Origin of the sequence: Nucisporomicrobium flavum (genome assembly GCF_016464385.1) — a bacterium.
Lineage (GTDB): Bacteria > Actinomycetota > Actinomycetes > Mycobacteriales > Micromonosporaceae > Actinoplanes > Actinoplanes flavus_A.
This window is the reverse complement of the sequence record NZ_JADMLH010000011.1, coordinates 39,804-53,339: the sequence shown is the minus strand read 5'-3', so window position 1 is coordinate 53,339 and position 13,536 is coordinate 39,804. Positions and strand designations below refer to the sequence as shown.

Below are 13,536 nucleotides of genomic sequence, written 5' to 3'. Positions count from 1 at the left end.
TCCTGCTCGGGCCATGAGCGACGACGCCCTGATCACCAGCCTCACCGCCGCCCTCGAGGCGCGCCCCGACGACCTGACGCTGCGCCTGCACGTAGCCGGGGTGCTCGTCGACCTCGGCCGGGCCGCCGACGCGGTGCCGCATGTCGGGCTGGTGCTCGCGCGGGATCCCGGGAACCAGGCCGCGCAGGGGCTCATGCGGCGCGCCCTCACCGCGACCGCGCCCGGTGCCGGGCCGGTCGGTCCGCCTGCGGCCACGACCGCCGGTCCCGCTCCGGACGACCCGCTGATGGCGTACGAGCAGGAGCTGTCCGATGTCGTGCCGCCCCGCTACGTCACCGGGGAGCCACCGCCCGGCGCCCCGCCCGTCCGCAATCCCGCAGGTGATCTGCCGGAACCGGTCCGCGGGGATGGCGACCGGCAGTTCGACGTCGAGTCGTCGAAGGTGCGGCTGGCCGACGTCGGCGGCATGGACGCCGTCAAGGAGCGCCTCGAGCTCTCCTTCCTGGGCCCGCTGCGCGACCCGGAACTGCGCAAGTTGTACGGCAAGAGCCTGCGCGGCGGCCTGATGCTGTACGGCCCGCCCGGCTGCGGCAAGACGTTCCTGGCACGGGCCGTGGCCGGCGAGATGGGCGCCCGGTTCATGTCGCTGTCCATCGTCGACGTGCTGGACATGTGGATCGGCAACTCCGAGCGCAACCTGCACGAGCTGTTCCAGACCGCGCGGCGTAACGCCCCGTGCGTGCTCTTCCTGGACGAGGTCGACGCCCTCGGCCAGAAGCGCTCTCAGACCCACTCCAGCTCGATGCGGACCGTGGGCAATCAGCTGCTCGCCGAGCTGGACGGCATCGACGCCGACAACGAGGGGGTGTTCGTGCTCGCCGCGACGAACACGCCCTGGCAGGTCGACCCCGCGTTGCGCCGTCCCGGCCGGCTCGACCGGATGGTGCTGGTGCTGCCGCCGGACGCCGCGGCCCGGGACGCGATCCTCCGGCTCAACCTGCGCGACCGGCCGATCGCGGGCATCGACCTGCCCCGGATCGTCGCGGCGACCGAGGACTTCTCCGGCGCCGACCTGACCCACCTGTGCGAGACGGCGGCCGAGTACGCGATGGCCGACTCGATGCGCAGCGGCAAGGTCCGGATGATCGGGCAGCACGACTTCGACCGGGCCCTCGGCGAGGTCCGGCCGTCCACCGGCCCGTGGTTCGCCACGGCCCGCAACGTCGCGATGTTCAGCAACGAGGGCGGCGCGTACGACGACCTCGTCGCGTACCTCAAGGCTCGGAAGCTGCTGCGGTGACCCCGCCGGCACCGCTCGAGGAGATGGCGGCCCGGGTGCGGCACCTGCTGGCCGTGGGACGCCCCGACGACGCCGCGCCGCTGGTCGAGCGGCACCTCGCGGAGCACCCGGACGACGTGGTCGCGCTCGTCCTGCTCAGCGCGTGCCGGCACGCCGGCGGGCGCCACGACGAGGCGATCTCGGTGGCCGCCCACGCCGCCGCGCTGGCGCCGGAGTTCCCTCTCGCCCACCGCCAGCTCGCCGCCCTGATGCTGGAGACCGGGCGCATCCGTGAGGGCCTCGCCGCGGCGCACACCGCGCGCGAACTGGACCCCGAGGATCACCGCAACGAGCTCGTGATGGTGTACGCGCTGCTCGGCGCCGGCGGCACCGGCAACATCGCGGCCGCCGACCGGGCCGTGGCACGGGCACGGCAACTCGCGCCCGAGGACCCGATGGCGTACGTCGCCGAGGGTGACGTGCAGCGCCGCATGGCCCGGTTCGGCGCGGCGCGGACGGCGTACGAGCGCGCCCTGGCGCTGGCCCCCGACGACCCGGTCGCGCTGTCCTCGCTGGCGGAGCTGGACGCCGGTCGCGGGTACGCGCTGAGCGCGTCGCCGTTGCTGGCGGCGTCCCTCGCCGCCGCGCCGACCGACGAGTCCGTCGTGCGTATGGCCACCCGCAGCGCCCGGGCGGCGCTCTGGCTGATCACCGACATCGCCAGCCTGATCGCGATCGCCGCGTCGCTGGCCGCACTGGCGGTACGGGCACAGGTCGACGGCCCGGCCGGCGTCGGGGCGGCCGTGGTGACGGCCGGATGCGGTCTTGCCGGCGCGGCGGCGTACGTCCGGTGGCGACTGCGGGCGCTGTCCGGCCCGACCCGGGCGCTGATCCGCCAGAACCTGCACCGGCCGACGTTCGCGCTGGCCGCGCTCCGGGTGCTGGTGACAGCGGTCGCCGCCGTGCTGTTCGCGATCGATCCCGACCCCAGCGGGGCCGGCGGCGTCAAGGTGTTCGCCATGCCGGCGACCTCGCTGCCGTTCATCCTCCTGCTGCTGCGGGCCCGCAACTGGTTCGCCCGCGAGGTGTCCTGGCAGGTCCGGCGGGGCTGGTTCAGCGTGGCCGCGCGCCGCCGTGAGGCCACGCCGCAGGACTGACGCCCGGCCGACTCCCTCCCCCGGCAGCGATGGCGGCGCCGCCGCGAGACAGGCCCGCCGGCGTCAGCGCAGCCGGTTCATCGCTGCCATGACCGCGCGGCTGGTGGCGCGGTCGACCAGATCCAGGACCTCCTCGCGGGTACGGCCCGGCTGGTCGTTCCACCGCGTCAGATCGCATACGCGGGCCAGGCGGAGCTCCCGGGGAGCCGCCCAGCCGGCGATCCCGGTGCCGCCCAGGCCCCGCGCCTCCTGCCAGGCGTCCCAGAGGTGATCGAGCGCCGGCCCTGCCTTGACGAAGTCGTCGCCCGGTCCGCGCTGCCGGGCGGCATAGACCACAGCGCCGACCAGGCAGGCGGCGGGGGCGCCACCGCGGTTGTCCGACGCGAGGGACGACTGCGCCCCGGGGCGGAGTGGGGCAGGGGTGCGTGCGTACCAGCGATCCTGGATCCAGCCCTGCGCGATCACCGCACGGGCATCCTGCAGGACGTGGTACGCCTCCTCGGGCCGGCCCTGCCACGGCGGGGCGTCCGGCTCCGGCCTCCGGAAGGCGCGGATCCGAGCGAGCAGCGATCGCCGCACGCCCTCCCGGTCCGGTCGTTGCTGCCGTACCGGTCCGCCGTGAGGAGTGGTGGGCCGTTCGTCAATCGTCCGTGTCATCGCTGCTCCCGAAAGTGCGGGGCCCGCCCTTCATCGTATGCACGATGAGGACGTCGCACGATGCCCGTTGTGACACGTCCGCCGGCACCGAGCCGAGCAGTCGCCCGGAGAGCGTGTTGATGCCGCGGCTGCCCACGACGATGAGGTCCGCGCCCTGCTTCTTCGCCGTCGTCAGCAGTGCCTGACCGGGATCGCCCTTGACCAGCGTCGTGGTCACGTCGGATGCGCCGGCCTCGGCCGCACGCTGCCGTGCCGCCTCGAGCGCCTCCTTGGCGGCGTCGGTCCCGGCCACCTGGTACATGCTGGTGGGGCCGACCGCCGCGGCGAGGATGCTCTGCTCCTTGGCCGTCAACGGGTGATAGGCGCACACCAGGAGGAGCCGCGCGGAGCGCGCCGCGGCGATCTCGGCGGCCTGCTCGACCGCTTTGAGCGCGGACTCCGAACCGTCGGTGCCGACGATGATCGTGCCGTACCTCATGTTCCCTCCTACGCGGCAGGCGGCTCCCTGAACGGTCAGTGCCCGCCCGGGCGGCGCCGTCCTGGCGGGGGCGGCGGGTCGGTGCCCGGTTCGCCGGGGTGCTCGGGGACGGCTTCCAGGCCGCGGTGGCGCAGTTGTTCGGGGAGGTCCTCCTCGGTGACCTCATGGCTGTGCAACAGCTGTGGTGGCTTGAGCAGGAGCCAGACCACGAAGAACAGCCCCATGGCGAGCATGATCGGCCCGATGATGAGCGCGAGGTTCAATCCAGCGGACTTGCGGATATCGGCGTCGCCGGCGGTCAGCCCGACGACTGTGACGATCGCACCGAAGATCAGGAACAGCGCGCCGGTGAAGGAACGGATGTCGAAGAGCTTCGCCCAGAAGTCGGTGCCGTGCTCGCCCGGCCTCTCCTCCGGTGACGTCATGGCGGAACCTCCTCGGGTTCAGCGGGTCAGAACGCGTAGACGGCGCCGTAGAGCCCGGCGTTGAGGACGAGCACCCCGACCCCGAGAACGATCGGCGATCGGTACCACGCGCGGGCGGCGGTGTCGGAGGCGTCGCGGATCTCCATCCCGTACACCAGCCCGTGCAGTTCCTGGTCGGTCTTGCGCGGCTCTCGCAGCGACGCGAGCACCATCGCGAGGGCACCGGCGCAGAATGCCGCGATCGAGCCCCACATCGTCTCGTGCAGATCGCTGCGGAACTGCAGCACGTCGAATTTGTAGAGCGCGTACACGAGAACGGCGGTCACCGTACCGGCCAGAATGCCCCAGAAACCCGCGCTCCTGCTCGCCCGCCGCCAGAACATGCCGATGATGAACGCGCAGAACAGCGGGACGTTGAAGAACGAGAACAACGTCTGCAGGTAGTTGGAGATATTGCTGAAGCCGGAGGCGATGAGCGCGGTGAGAACGGCGACACCGACCCCGCCGACGGTCACCCAGCGGCCCACCACGAGGTAGTAGCGGTCGGGGCGACCCGGCCGGATGTAGTCCTGCCAGAGGTCGTAGGTGAACACCGCGTTGAAGCTCGACACATTCGCCGCCATGCCGGCCATGAACGCGGCCAGCAGACCGGTCACCGCGACCCCGAGCACACCCGGGGGCAGGTACTTGTCCATCAGTGCGGGGATGGCGTCGTTGTATTCCAGTCCGCTGCCGGCGGTGCCGATGCCGGGCAGCAGAACGAGAGCGGCCATGCCCGGCAGAATGGTGATCAGGGGTACGAACGACTTGGGATAGGCCCCGATGATCGGGGTGAGCCGGGCGGAGTTGCCGTCCTTGGCGGCCATCGCGCGCTGGACCTCGGCGAAGTTCGTCGTCCAGTATCCGAAGGACAGGCAGAAGGCCAGGCCGAGGATGATGCCGATCCAATCGCCGACGGGGTTGGAGCCGCCGACGCCCGTGCCCGTCCACGGTTCCACGAACGCCGCGCCGTGTTCCGCGCTCAGCCTGTCGAACAGCCGGCCGAGGCCGCCGGTCTCCTTGATCGCGATGATCGTCAACGGGACCATGCCGATGAGCACGACGAAGAATTGCATCACTTCGTTGTAGATGGCGCTGGTCAGCCCACCCAGCAGGATGTAGGACAGCACGAAAGCGGCGGACAGGATGATGGCGAAGATGAGCGGGATGCCGAGCAGCGCCTCGAGGACGATGGACAGCGCGTAGAGGTTCACGCCGGCGATCAGCATGCTTCCCACGACGAAGGTGATCGCGTTGATCAGGTGCGCCTTCGGGTCGAACCGCAACCGCAGGTACTCGGGGACGCTGCGCACCTTGGAGCCGTAGTAGAAGGGCATCATGACGATGCCCAGGAACACCATGGCGGGAATGGCGCCGATCCAGAAGTAGTGCACCATGGACGCGCCGTACTGGGCGCCGCTGGCGGACTGACCGAGGAGCTCGACCGCGCCGATGTTGGCCGAGATGAACCCGATACCGGTGACCCATGCGGGCAGCGACCGGCCGGAGAGGAAGAAGTCCAGCGACGACTTGACCGCGCGCTTGAGCGCGAACCCGATGCCCAGCACGAAGGAGAAGTAGATCACCATCAGCACCAGATCGACCGGGCTCAGGTCCAGACTCAGGGCGCTGCCGCTGTCCGCCGCCACAAACATGATCGGCCCCTTCCCAGCTGGTGTGGGAGAGAATGTCCAGACATTTATCACGCGTACTGCGGACGGACTGACCCCTGTTTACTCATCAGCGCTCGTCGATTGTCAAGGCCAGTGAACAACGGCCCATTGACGTCGTCAAGCACGGATTCGGCATGCGCAAGGGTGGTCCGATGGCGATTGCCGGCCTCAGGCGGACCGCGGCGCGGTGTCGTCGCCGCGGAGGCCGTCCAGCTCGGCGAGGTACATCGCCTGCATGCGGCCGAAGTGGTGGACCAGGAACGTGAGCTCCTCGACGCTGTAGCCCTCGATGAGCCGCTGTGCCCGCTCGGCGAACCGCTCGTACGGTCGCTCCAGCTCGGCGGCCCGCTCCGGCCGCAGGGTGACGATCACGCGGCGCCGGTCCGCCGGGTCACGGTCGGCCGTGACATAGCCGGCCTGCTGGAGGCGGCGGAGCATGCTGGTCACGGCTCCGGTGGTGAGGTTGGTTCGCTCAGCGACCTGGCCCGCGGTGGCGGATCCGACGTCGGCCAGGAAGTCCAGGGCCTCCAGGTCGCTCACGGTGAGACCCAGCCGGTCCGCGATCGCGTACCGGAAGACCACGGACAGCCGCGAGGTCTCGCGGCCGGCACGCATGAGGTCGGCGATCGCGGACTCGCGGGCCGGCTCGTGGGTCATGCCCGCCATCATGCCTCGGGTACGGTGACCCGGTGCAGCCGCGGTAGCACCCGGGTCAGCACCCAGTGCGGGGCGGCCGCTCCCCCGGTGAGGCGGCGCATCAGCCCGGCGGCGGTGTCGACGGCACGGAAGGCGTACGGCACCATCTCGTCCTGGTACGCGGCGATCGCCTCCTCCACCGGCGTACCGTTCGCGCGGGCCTCGACAAGCCGGTGGCCGAGCAGGGCGGCGTCGCGCAGAGCGGTGTTGCCGCCGTGGGCGCCGAACGGCGGCATGACGTGGACGGCGTCGCCCATCATCGTCGCCCGGGGCACGGCCCACCGGTGCGGGCGCCGGCCGGTGGCGAAGAGGTTGAGCACGGTGGCGTCCGGCTCCGCGGTGTCGACCAGCCGCCGGATGAGCGGGTGGAAGTCCGCGCTCCTGCGGGCGGCCAGCTCCCGCAGCGCCAGCAGGTCCCCGCGGACGCCGGCGGGAACCTCCTCCTGCCGGAGCAGCAGCCCCCACATGACGTAGTCGTCGCCGGTGGGCGCATAGCTGCCCGGTGCCAGGCGCGCGAACGCCTCCCGCGGGCTCTCCCCGAATCGCATGGAGGTGAAAAAGAAGGCCCGGCCGGGCCGGTCGGCGATGGCCAGGACCCCGCTGGTCCGCAAAGCCTCCGGGATGACGCTCCCGCCGTCCCGCCGCAGCGGGGACCTGCCGTAGACGCCCGCCATCGGGGTTCCGGCCGGATCCGCGTCCGGCATGAGCTGCGCGCGCAGCGCCGAGCCGACGCCGTCCGCGCCCACGACGACGGTCGCCGGGACGGACCGTCCGTCGGTGAACCGCAGCCGCAGCCCGGCTGGGCCGCCGCTGTCGACCGCGACGGCGGACCGGCCGTAGTGGACGCGCCCGTCCAGTCCGGACATGAGGATCGACCGCAGGGTCAGCCGGTCGACCTGGCGGGTCGCGTGCGGCTCGTCCTTGAAGGTGACGGTGAAGGCGTCCCGCAGGCGCCTGTCGGTGAAGCGCATGTGCCCGCCCGGCTCGTCGCCGGTGGTGAGCGCCAGGCGGTACAGCGGGCGGGGCAGGCTCTCCCGCAGCGCCTCCAGCCCGTACCGGTCGAGGATGATCCGGTAGCCCTGCCGCCGGACGAAGGGTCCGGGGTCGCGCTCGTAGACGTGCACGTCCACGCCGGCCCGCATCAGGTACTGGGCGAGACAGAGGCCGGACAGTCCGGCGCCGGCGATCGCCACCGAGAAGTCGGTCGATATATCCATCCAGTTATCTTAATGACTAAGATGATTGCGGCAAGCCTGCCAGCTGTTCCTCGATCGCCCGGGTGTCGAGGAGGTACCACATGCGCTCGAAGCGGCCGTCGCGGAAGTGGTAGAACGCGCACTCGGTGAAGGTGACGTCGCGGCCGGTGGGTTGCAGGCCCCGCCACTCCCTGACCGGGGTGCCGGTGACGGTCAGCCGGGCCGCCGCCCGTTCGCCCTCGATGACCAGGTCGTCGAGGCGCCAGGTGTAGTCCCGCACCGAGTCCACCGCCTGCCGCATCGCGGCAACGTAGTCGTCCCGGGAGACGGGGTCGCCGTTGAAGACGAGGGTGTCGTGCACGAACTCGGCCATGCGGTGGAACTCGCGGTCGTTGGCTGCCTGAAGGTAGTCGACATAGATCGTGCGCAGGTCAGCGGCGCTCATCGGCATCCTGGCCCGGCGGGAGCTCAGGGACGCGCGTACCTCGCTGCGGTTGTCCATGTCCCCAGGTTAGGCAGCCGGTCCGGCCGGAAGGGGCCCCTGCCGGTACCCCTTTGAGCGGTGACTCCCTCCCGGGCCGGACGCGAGCTTTGCTGGGTGCATGACCACAGGTCGCGATCAGCGGTGCGCTTTGAGCCAGCCCTGGACCTCGTCGATCACCCGCTGGTCCGGTTCACCCAGCTCATCGGCGTACCTGGGTGACAGGTTCATGGTGTGCGCCAGGCCGGGGTAGATCACGACCTTGTGGTCCCGGTTGCCGGCCGCGGCCACCGCGGCGTCCGCCGCGAGGGCGGCCCGGGCCGGGGTCTCGAGGTCGTTCTCGCCGTTGAGCAGCAGCGTCGGGCCGGAGAACCGCGGCAGTGCCCGCTCGACGGTCGGGAAACGGCCGAGATCCTTCAGGTACGTGACCAGGAAGGGGTCCAGGCTGGGAATCTCCGGGTACGCGTCGATGCCGGTGAGCTCGCGCAGCACCGGGCCGGCCTCGGCGTCGACAGCGATCCGGCCGTCGTGGTTGCGGTCGGTGCCGGCCTTCACCCGCCCGCCGTCGAGCAGCACGGAGCGGAACAGGGCGGCGACCTCCTCCGGCTGGCCCACCAGGCCATCGGACGCCTCCACGGCCGTCAGCCGGCCGTCGCCGTCGAGGTCGAACTCGTCGTGCAGTTGCAGCAGCAGGCGGCCGTACACCTGGAACGTCACCAGCTGCTCGACGGGCTTGCCGACGACCGCCATCGCGACCACCCCGGCCGGTTTCGGGATGCCGTACCGCTTCGGCTCGGCGGCGAGGTTGGCGGCCACGTTGGTGCCCTCGCTGTGGCCGAGCAGCATGATCTTCGACGGGTTCACCCGCGGCGACCGTGCGGCGAACCGGACCACCGCGGCGGCGTCCAGCTGGGTGCGCTGGTACGGCTTCTCCGGCGTCAGCTGGGCGGGGTCCGTGGTGCGTACCGGCCCGATGCCGGTCACCCCGCGCTTGTTGAACCGCAGGGTCGCGTAACCCTCCCGGCCGGCGGCCTGCGCGAGCCGGACGAACGTCGAGCCCTTGCCGCCCGGCACAGTCTGGTTCATGTCGTTGCGTCCGCTGCCGTGCAGGAACACGACCAGCGGCAGACGGCCCCCGGCGGCGGCCGGGTAGGTCAGCTCCCCGTCGGTGACCCAGCCTGCGCCGAGGTCGATCCGCACCTGCTCGCGGGTGATGCCCTCCCAGCCGGACGGTGCGGCGGCCGCGGTGGTGGTGGCGGCTGTAGCGCCCGTGCGCTCGCCGGCGTTGGCGACTCCCACGCCCACGGTGAGCAGGGCGGCGGTGGCGAGAACCATCGGCAGGTGGCCGTACCTTTTCGCGATTGTCATGTCGTTGGGTCCTTCCCCGGTGGTGGACGGCGGGCCGCGCCCGGCGAACGGGCGCGGCCCGCAGGGCTCAGCGGGCGCCGCAGAGCGCGTGGTCGATCAGGTCGGTGGCCACGTCCACCGTGGGCAGCTGAACTCCGGGGTCCGGCTGGAGCGAATCGGTGTTGATCGAGACGGTGACGCTGCGGGAGCCGTCCGGGGTGACGCCGTTACGGGTCATGAAGCCGGGGATGTCGCCGCCGTGCGTCCAGTAGCCGCCGCACGAGTTCTGCGCCCACACGATGCCCAGGCCGTACCGGCCGCCCGGGAACCGGGTCGTCAGCCGGTCGCTGGTCTCGACGGTCCGCAGCATCTCGGCGAGCTGCGCGCGCTTGAGCACCTTGCCGCCCAGCAGGGCCCGCAGGAACCGGTTGGCGTCGTCCGTGGTGCTGATGATCTCACCGGCGGCGTCGGCCATGGACGGGTTCAGCACCGTCGCGTCGATCGGCTCACCGTAGCGGGGATCCTCCGGAGTTCCGCCCGGGCCGGGGAACCGCTGGTAGCCCACCGCGTGCGGGCGCGGGATGGTGGGGGTGGTGCCGGGCAGGGAGGTGTCGCGCAGCCGGAGCGGCTCCACGATCCGCGTCCGCACCTCCTGCTGCCAGCTGTGCCCGGTGACCTTCTTGATGATCATCCCGGCCACGACATAGTTCGTGTTGGAGTAGTCCCACTTCGAGCCGGGCGGGAATTCGGACGGGAACTGCAGGGACAGCTTGACGAGGTCGGCGTCGGTGTAGGTGCGCAGCCGGGTCTTCAGGAACCCCTCGGCGGTGTCCGAGTCGGTCACGCCCATGAAGTACTCGGGCAGGCCGCTGGTGTGCTGCAGCAGCTGCCGTACGGTGATCTTCCGCCCGTCGTTGCCGTTGCCCCGGATCGGGCCGGGAAGGAACCGCTCGACCGTGTCGTCCAGCGACAGCTTCCGCTCGCCGACGAGCTGCAGCATGGTGGCCGCCACGAACGTCTTGGTGTAGCTGCCGATGCGGAACTTCGCATTCCACGGCACCGGCGTCCGCGCGTCGACGTTGCCGTACCCGCTGCGCACCCGCACGTCACCGCGCGCGGTGTCCAGCTCGGCCAGCACGCCCGGGGCGCCGTACTTCCGCAGCGCGTCCGCGTCGGCCTGGAGGGTCGCGGTCAGGCCGGGCCGGAACGCGACCGGCACCGGCCGGTCGGTGGTCCTGGCCTGAGCGACCCCGATACCGACGACGGCCGTCCCGGCCACCGCCGCCGCGACGACGACTGTCATGAATGATCTCTTCATGCCGGAAACGCTAGGGAAATCCGCTCCGCGAAACGTCACCACAGAGTGGACAGTTGGCTGTCCCCCGCGCGGGGGACCCCGCTGCGGCTCGACTCCCCCGGAGCTGACGGACGCGCCGGTCAAATCGGGTGCGGCACCCCGCCGGCGGCCCTAGATTGCGTCGGATGGACCTTTCCCAGCTCGGCACGCCGATCGCTCCGATGGTCCGGGTGCACGGCGGGTTCGCCAACCGGATGTACCGGCTCGACACCGACCGGGGATCCTTCGCGGTGAAGGAGCTGAACGTCCTCGACCGCCGCTCGGCCTACCACGCCGCGGACGTGTTCCGGTTCGAGCGGGCCGCGTTCGCCGCCGGCGTCCCGATGCCCGAGCCGATCTCGGCCGGCCCCGGCATGCTCGTGCATCGGTGGGTCGAGGGCGAGAAGGTGCCCGAGGAACCCGTGTCGCCGGCGTACGCGTTCGAGATCGGTGAGATCCTCGCCCGCATCCATGCGCTCGGCGTCGCGTGGCCGCACGTCCCGGCGGAGGAGCCGGCGCCGCGGGACTGGCCCGAGCTCGCCGAGCGGGCCACGGCCACCGGGCAGCCGTGGGCCGGCGAGCTCGCCTCGCGGGTCGCGACGTTCCTCGCGATCGCCCGATTCGTGGAGACCTGTGAGCGCCCGGGCCCCGTCGTGCTGACCCACCGGGACATCCAGCCGTGGAACCTGCTCTCCCGGGAGGGGCGGCCGGTGGTGCTCGACTGGGAGCTGTCGGGGATGCTCGACCTGTCCGGCGAGCTCGGCTCGACCGCGCTGAGCCTCGCGAAGGGGCCGGGCTTCGACGACATCCGGCCCGCCATTTTCCGTACGGTCCTCGACGGCTACGCCGCGGGCGGCGGAACCCTGCCGCCGTGGGGGCCGAGCTGGTTCGTGTTCCTGATCGGCGGCTGGCTGGGGCACACGAGGTGGAACATCCTGCGCTGCCTCGCCGGTGTCGAGGCAGGCGCCGGACCCGAGCTCGCGCTGTCCCACGAGTCCGTGCGGAACGGCCTCCGCGGACTCCCCGACCTGTTCAGCCGACTCCCGGAACTTCAAGACCTGCGGGGCTGAGGAAGCTGACGCCGGTGAGCTCCTCGGAGGCGGCCCACAGCCGCTGCTGGACGGCCACCTCGTACGACTCCGGGCTGGACGTGACCAGCCGCGGGTGGCCCTTGACCTCGAAGCGTCCGCCGGGACCGTAGTACTGGCCGCCGAGCGCGGCGGGGTCGGTGGCGGCGCGCAGGGTGGGCAGGGCGCCCATCGCCGGCGTCTGGGTGATCATCGGCGCGAGCCAGGTGAGCGGGAGCCGCAGGGCCGCGGGGGCGTTGCGGGCGAGTTCGGTGCTGGAGATGCCGGGATGCGCGGCCATCGCGACCGTGGTGCCGTGCGGGGCGAGGCGGCGCTGCAGCTCGTAGGTGAACATCAGGTTGGCCAGCTTGGACTGACCGTACGCGCCGACCCGGCTGTACGACCGCTCCCACTGCAGGTCGTCGAAGTGGATGGCGGCCCGGATGCGGTGCCCGGTGCTGCTGACCGTCACCACGCGCGAGCCGGGCACGGGCAGCATCAGGTCCAGCAGCAGCCCGGTGAGCGCGAAGTGTCCGAGGTGGTTGGTGCCGAACTGCAGCTCGAAGCCGTCCCGGGTGGTCTGCCTCGGTGTGTACATCACGCCGGCGTTGTTGATGAGCAGGTCGATCCGGCCGAGCCGGGACCGCAGCTCCGCCGCCGCGGTCCGGACGGAGTCGAGCGAGGTCAGGTCCAGCGCCTGCACGGTCACGTCGCCCGCGATGCCGGCCGCGGCCCTGGCACCCTTCTCGACGTCGCGGACGGCGAGCACCACGGACGCTCCCCGCTCGGCGAGGGCCTTGGCCGTCTCGTACCCCAGGCCGGTGTTGGCGCCGGTCACCACGGCCACCCGCCCGCGCTGATCCGGAATGCTCGCCGTCGTCCAGTTCTCGGTCATGCCGGGCTCCCCAATTAAAGTACCGAAGGTATCTTGTGCCGACGACGTTAAAGTACTTCCGGTACGATGTCAACGTACCGGAGGTACGTAAGTTAGGCTGGCGGGCGTGACATTCCAGCGGGCGCGCACCGAGGAGCAGCGGGAGATCCGCCGGCGGGCCATCCTCGACACGGCGGCGGCGATGCTCGACGAGATGCCCGTGGCCGCGGTGACCCTGAACGAGCTCAGCCGCCGCGCGGGCCTGGCGAAGCCGAACGTGCTGCGCTACTTCGAGTCCCGCGAGGCGGTGCTGCTCGAACTGCTCGACCGCTTCCTGCGGGAGTGGCTGACGGAGCTCGCGGACGAGCTGGCCGCCGGCGTCGACGACAACCAGCCGATGGCCGGCCGGGCGGCAGCGGTGGCCCGGGTCCTCAGCCGCTCCCTCGCGAGCCGGACGGTGCTGTGCGACCTCTTCGGCGCCCAGGGCAGCGTGCTGGAACACAACGTCTCGGTCGAGGTCGTCACCCGCTACAAGCGCGCGTCGCTGAACCGCCTGACCACCATGACCGAGCTGATCCGCAAGCGCCTGCCGGAGCTGGGTGACAACGCCATCCTGTTCAGCCTGCAGACCATGGTGATGGCGGGCGCGCTGTCGGCGTACAGCACTCCCCCGCCGAGCCTGCAGGCGGCGTACGCGGCGGAGCCCGACCTGGCGCGCTTCCGCCTGGAGCTGGGGGAATCGCTGGAGCTGGCCCTGACCGCCACCCTGCTGGGCGTCCTGCCCCGCGCCTGACCTGGCGCACCGGGCGGATCGGCCGGCGTTAGGCTGCT

The 13,536-nt window shown here is 71.5% G+C and carries 14 protein-coding genes; 4 read left to right on the top strand and 10 right to left on the bottom strand.

Annotated features, from left to right (window positions below):
- Positions 1 to 13: 13 nt before the first annotated feature.
- Both IT780_RS25040 and IT780_RS25035 read left to right on the top strand, forming a co-directional pair.
- Positions 14 to 1,300 carry an ATP-binding protein gene (locus tag IT780_RS25040; RefSeq protein WP_199514111.1) on the top strand — a complete coding sequence of 429 codons (1,287 nt, stop codon included), beginning with the start codon at positions 14 to 16 and terminating at the stop codon, positions 1,298 to 1,300.
- Positions 1,297 to 2,436 carry a tetratricopeptide repeat protein gene (locus tag IT780_RS25035; protein WP_199514110.1) on the top strand — a complete coding sequence of 380 codons (1,140 nt, stop codon included), beginning with the start codon at positions 1,297 to 1,299 and terminating at the stop codon, positions 2,434 to 2,436. The genes IT780_RS25040 and IT780_RS25035 overlap by 4 nt, the downstream gene beginning before the upstream one ends.
- A 63-nt stretch (positions 2,437 to 2,499) precedes the next feature.
- Here the strand turns inward: IT780_RS25035 and IT780_RS25030 are convergent, their stop codons facing one another.
- The 9 genes from IT780_RS25030 to IT780_RS24990 form a co-directional block, all read right to left on the bottom strand.
- Positions 2,500 to 3,093: a DUF6197 family protein gene (locus IT780_RS25030; RefSeq protein WP_199514109.1), complete on the bottom strand. Its 594-nt coding sequence runs from the start codon at positions 3,091 to 3,093 to the stop codon at positions 2,500 to 2,502.
- Positions 3,077 to 3,571 (bottom strand): universal stress protein, encoded by a 495-nt coding sequence (locus IT780_RS25025; protein ID WP_199514108.1) that lies wholly within the window; start codon positions 3,569 to 3,571, stop codon positions 3,077 to 3,079. The genes IT780_RS25030 and IT780_RS25025 overlap by 17 nt, the downstream gene beginning before the upstream one ends.
- Positions 3,572 to 3,606: 35 nt before the next feature.
- Positions 3,607 to 3,996 carry a hypothetical protein gene (locus IT780_RS25020; RefSeq protein WP_199514107.1) on the bottom strand — a complete coding sequence of 130 codons (390 nt, stop codon included), beginning with the start codon at positions 3,994 to 3,996 and terminating at the stop codon, positions 3,607 to 3,609.
- A gap of 26 nt (positions 3,997 to 4,022) precedes the next feature.
- A complete protein-coding gene (locus IT780_RS25015) occupies positions 4,023 to 5,690 on the bottom strand; it encodes a sodium:solute symporter family protein (protein ID WP_199514106.1) in 1,668 nt (555 codons plus the stop codon).
- A 186-nt stretch (positions 5,691 to 5,876) separates the two neighbouring features.
- Positions 5,877 to 6,365 (bottom strand): MarR family transcriptional regulator, encoded by a 489-nt coding sequence (locus tag IT780_RS25010; protein WP_233413480.1) that lies wholly within the window; start codon positions 6,363 to 6,365, stop codon positions 5,877 to 5,879.
- Positions 6,366 to 6,373: 8 nt separating this feature from the next.
- Complete coding sequence (locus IT780_RS25005) at positions 6,374 to 7,621, bottom strand: FAD-dependent oxidoreductase (protein ID WP_199514104.1); 1,248 nt, start codon at positions 7,619 to 7,621, stop codon at positions 6,374 to 6,376.
- 16 nt (positions 7,622 to 7,637) lie between these two features.
- The gene (locus IT780_RS25000) at positions 7,638 to 8,102 is read right to left on the bottom strand and encodes an ester cyclase (protein ID WP_199514103.1); all 465 of its coding nucleotides are present in this window, start codon (positions 8,100 to 8,102) and stop codon (positions 7,638 to 7,640) included.
- A 117-nt stretch (positions 8,103 to 8,219) separates the two neighbouring features.
- Positions 8,220 to 9,449 (bottom strand): alpha/beta hydrolase, encoded by a 1,230-nt coding sequence (locus tag IT780_RS24995; protein ID WP_199514102.1) that lies wholly within the window; start codon positions 9,447 to 9,449, stop codon positions 8,220 to 8,222.
- 67 nt (positions 9,450 to 9,516) lie between these two features.
- The gene (locus IT780_RS24990; RefSeq protein WP_199514101.1) at positions 9,517 to 10,746 is read right to left on the bottom strand and encodes a serine hydrolase domain-containing protein; all 1,230 of its coding nucleotides are present in this window, start codon (positions 10,744 to 10,746) and stop codon (positions 9,517 to 9,519) included.
- A gap of 164 nt (positions 10,747 to 10,910) precedes the next feature.
- Between IT780_RS24990 and IT780_RS24985 the strand changes: the two genes are divergently transcribed.
- Positions 10,911 to 11,834 (top strand): phosphotransferase family protein, encoded by a 924-nt coding sequence (locus IT780_RS24985; RefSeq protein WP_199514100.1) that lies wholly within the window; start codon positions 10,911 to 10,913, stop codon positions 11,832 to 11,834.
- On the opposite strand, the gene IT780_RS24980 is transcribed toward IT780_RS24985, so the two are convergent.
- A complete protein-coding gene (locus IT780_RS24980) occupies positions 11,797 to 12,726 on the bottom strand; it encodes an SDR family NAD(P)-dependent oxidoreductase (protein ID WP_199514099.1) in 930 nt (309 codons plus the stop codon). The two genes, IT780_RS24985 and IT780_RS24980, sit on opposite strands and share 38 nt — an antisense overlap.
- Before the next feature lie 106 nt (positions 12,727 to 12,832).
- On the opposite strand from IT780_RS24980, the gene IT780_RS24975 reads away from it, so the two are divergent.
- Positions 12,833 to 13,498, top strand: a complete 666-nt coding sequence (locus tag IT780_RS24975) for a TetR/AcrR family transcriptional regulator (protein ID WP_199514098.1) — start codon at positions 12,833 to 12,835, stop codon at positions 13,496 to 13,498.
- Positions 13,499 to 13,536: the final 38 nt, after the last annotated feature.

Excerpts from the sequence above, each read along its gene's own strand:
- IT780_RS25040 (WP_199514111.1), top strand. The coding sequence starts at position 14 with ATGAGCGACGACGCCCTGATCACCAGCCTCACCGCCGCCCTCGAGGCG.
- IT780_RS25030 (WP_199514109.1), bottom strand. The coding sequence starts at position 3,093 with ATGACACGGACGATTGACGAACGGCCCACCACTCCTCACGGCGGACCG.
- IT780_RS25025 (WP_199514108.1), bottom strand. The coding sequence starts at position 3,571 with ATGAGGTACGGCACGATCATCGTCGGCACCGACGGTTCGGAGTCCGCG.
- IT780_RS25020 (WP_199514107.1), bottom strand. The coding sequence starts at position 3,996 with ATGACGTCACCGGAGGAGAGGCCGGGCGAGCACGGCACCGACTTCTGG.
- IT780_RS25015 (WP_199514106.1), bottom strand. The coding sequence starts at position 5,690 with ATGTTTGTGGCGGCGGACAGCGGCAGCGCCCTGAGTCTGGACCTGAGC.
- IT780_RS25010 (WP_233413480.1), bottom strand. The coding sequence starts at position 6,365 with ATGACCCACGAGCCGGCCCGCGAGTCCGCGATCGCCGACCTCATGCGT.
- IT780_RS25005 (WP_199514104.1), bottom strand. The coding sequence starts at position 7,621 with ATGGATATATCGACCGACTTCTCGGTGGCGATCGCCGGCGCCGGACTG.
- IT780_RS25000 (WP_199514103.1), bottom strand. The coding sequence starts at position 8,102 with ATGGACAACCGCAGCGAGGTACGCGCGTCCCTGAGCTCCCGCCGGGCC.
- IT780_RS24995 (WP_199514102.1), bottom strand. The coding sequence starts at position 9,449 with ATGACAATCGCGAAAAGGTACGGCCACCTGCCGATGGTTCTCGCCACC.
- IT780_RS24990 (WP_199514101.1), bottom strand. The coding sequence starts at position 10,746 with ATGAAGAGATCATTCATGACAGTCGTCGTCGCGGCGGCGGTGGCCGGG.
- IT780_RS24985 (WP_199514100.1), top strand. The coding sequence starts at position 10,911 with ATGGACCTTTCCCAGCTCGGCACGCCGATCGCTCCGATGGTCCGGGTG.
- IT780_RS24980 (WP_199514099.1), bottom strand. The coding sequence starts at position 12,726 with ATGACCGAGAACTGGACGACGGCGAGCATTCCGGATCAGCGCGGGCGG.